We start from the raw sequence: 6,550 nt of genomic DNA on the forward strand, positions 1-6,550 counted from the left end.
CGGCTACCGCGTTCGCCGCGTCCCCGACGCGGAATCCGCGCTGCGCGAGCTCGAGCAAAACGGCGTCGACTTCGTCTTCTCGGACATCGTGATGCCCGGCAAGATGGACGGCCTCACCCTCGCCCATCATCTGCGCCTGATCCGCCCCGGCCTGCCGATCCTGCTCGCCACCGGCTACAGCGAGGCCGCCGCCGACGTGCGCGGCGACTTCCCGATCCTGCGCAAGCCGTATGAGATCCACGAGCTGAGCGAGGCGATCGCGAAATTGCCGAGGTGATTGTTTCACCTCTCCCCGCCCTCACTGCGTCATGGCCGGGCTTGACCCGGCCATCCACGCCTTCCCGCGCAGTACAGAGAACGTGGATGCCCGGGACAAGCCCGGGCATGACGACCTTTTGTGAGCGCGCAGCTACACCGTCGGCAGAACCGAGAACGTCTCCCCTGCCCTGCGCAGGTTCAGTTCATCCGCACCGGCGGTCTCGCTGGTGACGCTGTCGACGCGCGCGGATGGCGGACCATGGCGGCACAGCGCCACCATGTCGGCGACGTGGTTCGGCGCGCCCGCGAACAGCGCTTCCACGCTGCCGTCGCGGCGATTGCGGACCCAGCCTTCGAGCCCGCTCGCGGTGGCCTGGTATTCGACCCAGGCACGATAGCCGACGCCCTGCACGCGGCCGCGGATCATGACCTGGAGGATCGCCCGGCTCATTTCTTGAGTCCGAGCACATCGGCGCTGCGCGCCTTCGTCTCGGCCTCGCGCATGACACGGCTGGTCAATTCCGCGGACGCCAATCCCTTGAGTGCTTTAGGCGGCGTGCCTTCGCGCAGCGCCTTCAGCGTGTCGTGGACGGCCTGCGTCGCAGCCGCGATCGGCGCATGGCCCTGGAGCGCGATGCGCACGCGCTGGGAGACGAGATAATCGGGCGCATTCAATTCTTCCGGCGCACCACCGAGCACGATCGGAAGATGCGTGGCGGACGCGACGGCCTCGAGCTCCGCGCGCGACTTGATGCCGGTGAAGAACAGCGCGTCGACGCCGGTCGCCTCGTATGCCCGCGCGCGCCGGATGGCATCTTCGGGCGACGTGATCGCGGCCGCGCCGGTACGGCCCATGATGACGAGCGAGGGATCGCTGCGGCCGCTGAGCGCCGCCTTCATCTTGCCGACGCCCTCCTCCAGCGAGATCAGTTGCGTCTTCGCTTCACCGAAGGCGGCCGGCAGCAGCGTGTCCTCGATGGTGAGGCCGGCCGCCCCCGCCGTCTCCAGCTCCTGCACGGTGCGGCGCACGTTGAGCGCATTGCCATAGCCGTGATCGGCATCGACCAGCACCGGCAGCGCGGAGGCGCGCGACATCCGCCGCATCTGCTCGGCGAGTTCGGTGAGCGTGATCAGCGTGATATCGGGGTCGCCGAGCACGGCGAGCGAGGCCACCGAGCCGCCGAACATGCCGAGCGGAAAGCCGAGATCATCGGCGATGCGGATCGAGATGGCGTCATAGACCGAGCCGGGATGGATGCAGGCCGGACCCGACAGGATCGATCGCAATTTTTCGCGGCGGGAACGGAAGGCCATGGTGCTGTCTCGGTTAGTGCAACTCCGTCGCAACATACTCCGTCATTGCGAGCGCAGCGAAGCAATCCAGAATCTTTCCACGGAGGCAGTCTGGATTGCTTCGCTGCGCTCGCAATGTCGAAGCTCGTGGAGCCGCTTAGGACCCCACTCGCACTCTTTACGCAAACTCCAAAATCAGTGCATCGACCGCGAGCGTGGCACCGGCGCTGGCGTGGATCTTCTTCACGGTGCCGTCCCGCTCTGCGCGGAGCACGTTCTGCATCTTCATCGCTTCGACCACCGCGAGCGTCTCGCCGGCCTTGATCTCCTGCCCCTCGCTCACCGCGATCGAGACGATCAGCCCGGGCATCGGGCAGAGCAGCTTCTTGCCGGTGTCGGAGGCCGTGGTCACCGGCATCAGCCGCGCCGAGGCGGCTTCGGCCTCGGTCCAGACATAGACCGGCACCTCGACGCCCTGATGCGCAAGGCGGATGCCGTTGGGAACCGGGCGCGTCTGCACCGCGACGAAGTGGCCGTCGATGGTGCCCTGCCAGACCGGATCGCCCGGCTTCCACGGCGACTGCAACAGATGCGCATTGCCGGCCTTGCCGTCGGCATCGACGAAGCGGATCGCGATCGCCTCGCCCTCGCGCGCGACCTCGAGCCCAATCTCCTGGCGATCGAGCCAGACCGCGCGGCGGCGCTCACGCTGCACGATCCGGCCGCCCATCTGGCCCGAGATCTGGCGCTTGCGCTCGCCAAGCACGTGATCGATGGCGGCGCCGACCGCAGCGATCCGCCGGGCGACCTCGCCTTCGGGCACGCGCACCGCAAAGCCCTTGGGGAATTCCTCGGCGATGAAGCCGGTCGAGAGCCGGCCCTCGCGCCAGCGCGGATGATGCATCAGCGCCGACAGGAACGGGATGTTGTGCCTGATGCCGTCGACATAGAACGAGTCCAGTGCCGTCGCCTGTGCCTCGATCGCGGCCGCGCGCGAGGGTGCGTGGGTGACGAGCTTGGCGATCATCGGATCGTAGTGGATCGAGATCTCGCCGCCCTCCTGCACGCCGGTGTCGTTGCGGATCGTGATGCCGTCCTGGCTGGCTTCCGCCGGCGGACGATACTTCACCAGGCGCCCGATCGAAGGCAGGAAGTTGCGGAACGGGTCTTCGGCGTAGAGGCGGGATTCCACGGCCCAGCCGGTGAGCGTGACGTCCTTCTGCGCAAGGCCGAGCTTCTCGCCGGCGGCAACCCGGATCATCTGCTCGACGAGGTCGATGCCGGTCACGAGTTCGGTGACGGGATGCTCGACCTGCAGGCGCGTGTTCATCTCCAGGAAGAAGAAGCTCTTGTCCTGGCCGGCGACGAACTCGACGGTGCCGGCGGAATCGTAGTTCACGGCCTTGGCCAGCGCGACCGCCTGCTCGCCCATCTTGCGGCGGGTGGCCTCGTCGAGCAGCGGCGACGGCGCCTCCTCGATGACCTTCTGGTTGCGGCGCTGGATCGAGCATTCGCGCTCGCCGAGATAGATGACGTTGCCGTGCTTGTCGCCCAGCACCTGGATCTCGATGTGGCGGGGATCGACGATGAACTTCTCGACGAAGACGCGGTCGTCGCCGAACGAGGCCTTGGCCTCCGCCTTGGCGAGGTTAAAGCCCTCGGCGACCTCGCTCTTCGAATGCGCGATGCGCATGCCCTTGCCGCCGCCGCCGGCGGAGGCCTTGATCATCACGGGGTAGCCGATCTCGTCGGCGATGCGGACCGCGTGCTTGTCGTCCTCGATGACGCCGAGATAGCCCGGCACGGTCGAGACCTTGGCCTTGGCGGCCGCCTTCTTGGATTCGATCTTGTCGCCCATCGCGGCGATCGCGCCCGGGTTCGGGCCGATGAAGACGATGCCGGCGGCTTCCAGCGCGCGCGGAAAGGCCTCGCGCTCGGAAAGGAAGCCGTAGCCGGGATGCACCGCCTCGGCGCCCGTCTTGCGGCAGGCCTCGACGATCTTCTCGATCACCAGATAGCTCTCGGCGGCGGCCGGCGGGCCGATCAGCACCGCCTCGTCCGCCATCTCGACATGGAGGGCGTCGCGGTCGGCCTCGGAATAGACCGCGACCGTTTCAATTCCCATCCGGCGGGCAGTCTTGATGACCCGGCAGGCGATTTCGCCGCGATTGGCGATCAGGATGCGTTTGAACATGCTTTTCTTGAGTCTCGACCTTGGGCGGGACCCTTCCCCGACCGTTGGGGCCTCTGGGACGGGCCGTGTGGCCCCCGTGGTACATCAAAATAGGCCGGAGGCAACGGTCTAAATCCGGCCCCTCTGGCGTACCAGCGCAAGACCAAAATGGACTTGGGCAACGGGCTTGGCGAGCCGCGGGCCGGCCTACGGCTTCCCGGCCTTGGCCACGCCCCGTACCAGGGCGTGAATGAAGTCCAGTTTGGCGACCACCGCCTGCGACAGGATGAACGGATAGAGGTCGCGCATGCCCATGGCGCGGTTGACGCTGTTCAGGGCGAAGGTGAAGGGCAGCCATGCGTCGACCAGCGTCTGGACGTCCCGCGCCTCGTAGGGGTTGAACCGGAGCCGCGTCGACAACTCTCCGTCGCGATCGACCCGCGGCCGCACCTCCATACCGAACTCGGAGGCCATCTCCAGGGTGTCGACGATATGGAGGTAGTGCGCCCAGGTTTCGGCGAAATCTTCCCAGGGGTGTGTCGTGGCGTAGGCAGAGACATAGTTCTGCTGCCAGTCCGGCGGCGCGCCTTCGGCATAATGGCGCTGCAAGGCCTGGCCGTAATCGGCCGAATCGTCGCCGAAGACAGCACGGCATGCGTCGAGCTTGCCGCCCGCGCGGACCAGCACATCCCAGAAATAATGTCCGACCTCGTGGCGGAAATGCCCGAGCAGCGTCCGATAGGGCTCGCCCATCTCCAGCCTGCGCCGCTCGCGCTCGATGCCGTCGGTTTCGGTAAGCGCGATCGTGACCAGGCCGTTGTCATGGCCGGTCATGATCCTCTGTCCGCTGTTCGGATCGTCGGCGAGGAAGTTGAAGATCAGGCCGTGCTCGGGATTGTCCTGCCGGTTCTGGAGCGGCAGCTTCCAGCGGATCAGGGAATAGAACAGCCGGTGTTTCGCCACCTCCAGCTCGCGCCAGCCGGCGAGCTGAGCCGGATCGGAGAGATCAGGCACCATCCCGTTGTGGCGGCAGGCGCGACAATATCCGTTGGTATCGCCCGGATCCGTCAGCCAGTTGCAGGCATCGTACTCGGCATTGCGGCAGAGCATCCGTCCCCTGCCCTTGTCGGCCAGCGTCGTCCAGGACACCGCCTGAGCCTCGCCGTCCGGCTCGAGCGCCGACATCGTCTCCTTCTCCGGGAGGAAGGCGACGCGGTGACCGCAACGTCCGCAGGCGCGGTTCTCGAAATAGAGAACGTTGCCGCAGGACTGGCAGACAAAGAGCTTCAAGATTTAGCCTCTTCGAAAACGGAGTTTTATGAATGAGCGTCGTGGCGCCTCGCAAAGACGCGTCCGCAGACGCATCGTTCCAATCTTCGGAACAAATAGCCAGCCCCGCCGTTAGCTGACCGGACTTTTCCGCGTTCAGGCTGGCCGCGGGCCTTTACCGACAATCTATCCCCTTTGAGCAATGGCTATCACGCTTTGTCTGTGTGAATATTGGTCCGGCACGTGCGCACACGCATCACAACGGCCGACGCCTTGAACGATACTTTGCCAGAGACAATCGCCGCCGAAAGGCTGCGCCAGCACCTCGAAGACGTCGCGCGCGAGCGCGACAATGCCTATCGCGCGCTCCAGGAGCGCGAGGCCGAGCTCGCGCGCATCCAGCGCATCGGCAAGGTCGGCGGCCTCGAGGTCGACTTCCGCGAGGGCTTCAAGAACCGTCGCTCGCCGGAATACCTGATGATCCACGGCCTGCCTCCCGAGGCCGCCGACGAATCGCACGAGGACTGGGTCGGCCGCATCCATCCCGATGACCGCGACGCCGCGGTGACGCACTTCTTCGATGCGCTGGCCGGGACCAGCGAGGATTATACCGCCGAATACCGCATCATCCGTCCGAGCGACAGCGAGACCCGCTGGATCCGTGTCGTCGCCAAGATCGAGCGTGGCAGCGACGGGCGCGCCATCCGTCTCGTCGGCGCCCATATCGACATCACCGACCAGATGCTCGCCCGTGAGACGTTGCGCGAGAGCGAGGAGCGGTTTCGGCTGATCGCCGACAGCGCGCCGGTGCCGATCTGGGTCACAAAACTCGACCGCAAGCGTTCCTTCGCCAACCAGGCCTATGTCGACTTCGTCGGCCTGCCCTACGAGGAGGCCATCGATTTCGACTGGCGCAAGGTGCTGCATCCGGACGACCTGCCGCATGTGCTCCAGCAATCCGTCCAGGGTGAAGCGTCGCTGAAACCCTTCGTGCTGGAAGCGCGTTACAAGAACGCCGGCGGCGAATGGCGCTGGCTGCGCTCCGAATCCCAGCCGCGCTGGGATCCGACCGGCAAGCATATCGGCTTCATCGGCGTCGCCCACGACGTCACCGCCGCCAAGCAGGCCGAGATCGAGCTGCGGCGGCTGAACGAGACGCTGGAAGAACGCATCGTCGAGCGTACCGCCGAGCTCGAATCCAACGAGGCCCGGCTGCGCGCGATCCTGGAGACCAGCAACCAGTATCAGGGGCTGGTCAATCTCAAGGGCGAATTGCTCTACGCGAACAAGACCACGCTCGCCGGCATCTGCGCCGAGGCACGGGACGTCATCGGCCAGCCGTTCTGGGACACGCCGTGGTTCACCGGCACCCCGGGCATGAGCGACGTCGCGCGCGAGGCCTTTGAGACGGTGCTGAGGGGCGAAGCGGTGCGGATGGAGATGCGGCTGCGCCTGCCGGCCGGCGAGCGCGATTTCGAGTTCGGCATGCGCCCCGTGCTCGACCGCCACGGCAACATCACCGGCGCAGTGCCCGAGGCCGTCGACATCACCGAGCGC

General features: G+C 66.3%; 6 protein-coding genes. 2 read left to right on the plus strand and 4 right to left on the minus strand.

Translation table 11 applies throughout. The features are described from left to right. Positions 1 to 277: response regulator (locus AC1D00_RS21235; RefSeq protein WP_477012009.1), on the plus strand; the 277-nt coding region annotated here is incomplete at its 5' end. Between the two features lie 132 nt (positions 278 to 409). Here AC1D00_RS21235 and AC1D00_RS21240 read toward each other — a convergent pair. The 4 genes from AC1D00_RS21240 to AC1D00_RS21255 all read right to left on the minus strand — a co-directional run bounded on the left by AC1D00_RS21240 (position 410) and on the right by AC1D00_RS21255 (position 5,014). After that, positions 410 to 709, minus strand: a complete 300-nt coding sequence (locus AC1D00_RS21240) for an acylphosphatase (RefSeq protein WP_404557092.1) — start codon at positions 707 to 709, stop codon at positions 410 to 412. Beyond that, a complete protein-coding gene (locus tag AC1D00_RS21245) occupies positions 706 to 1,572 on the minus strand; it encodes an isocitrate lyase/PEP mutase family protein (protein ID WP_404557094.1) in 867 nt (288 codons plus the stop codon). The genes AC1D00_RS21240 and AC1D00_RS21245 overlap by 4 nt, the downstream gene beginning before the upstream one ends. A 157-nt stretch (positions 1,573 to 1,729) precedes the next feature. After that, positions 1,730 to 3,745: an acetyl-CoA carboxylase biotin carboxylase subunit gene (locus AC1D00_RS21250; RefSeq protein ID WP_404557096.1), complete on the minus strand. Its 2,016-nt coding sequence runs from the start codon at positions 3,743 to 3,745 to the stop codon at positions 1,730 to 1,732. Between the two features lie 186 nt (positions 3,746 to 3,931). Then, on the minus strand, positions 3,932 to 5,014 hold the full coding sequence (locus AC1D00_RS21255; RefSeq protein WP_271575840.1) for a zinc-binding metallopeptidase family protein: 1,083 nt from the start codon (positions 5,012 to 5,014) through the stop codon (positions 3,932 to 3,934). A 222-nt stretch (positions 5,015 to 5,236) separates the two neighbouring features. On the opposite strand from AC1D00_RS21255, the gene AC1D00_RS21260 reads away from it, so the two are divergent. Continuing rightward, a partial coding sequence (locus AC1D00_RS21260; RefSeq protein WP_477012010.1) for a PAS domain-containing protein occupies positions 5,237 to 6,550 on the plus strand: 1,314 nt, incomplete at its 3' end.

The sequence above is a fragment of the Bradyrhizobium sp. P2_E8 genome, assembly GCF_056403875.1.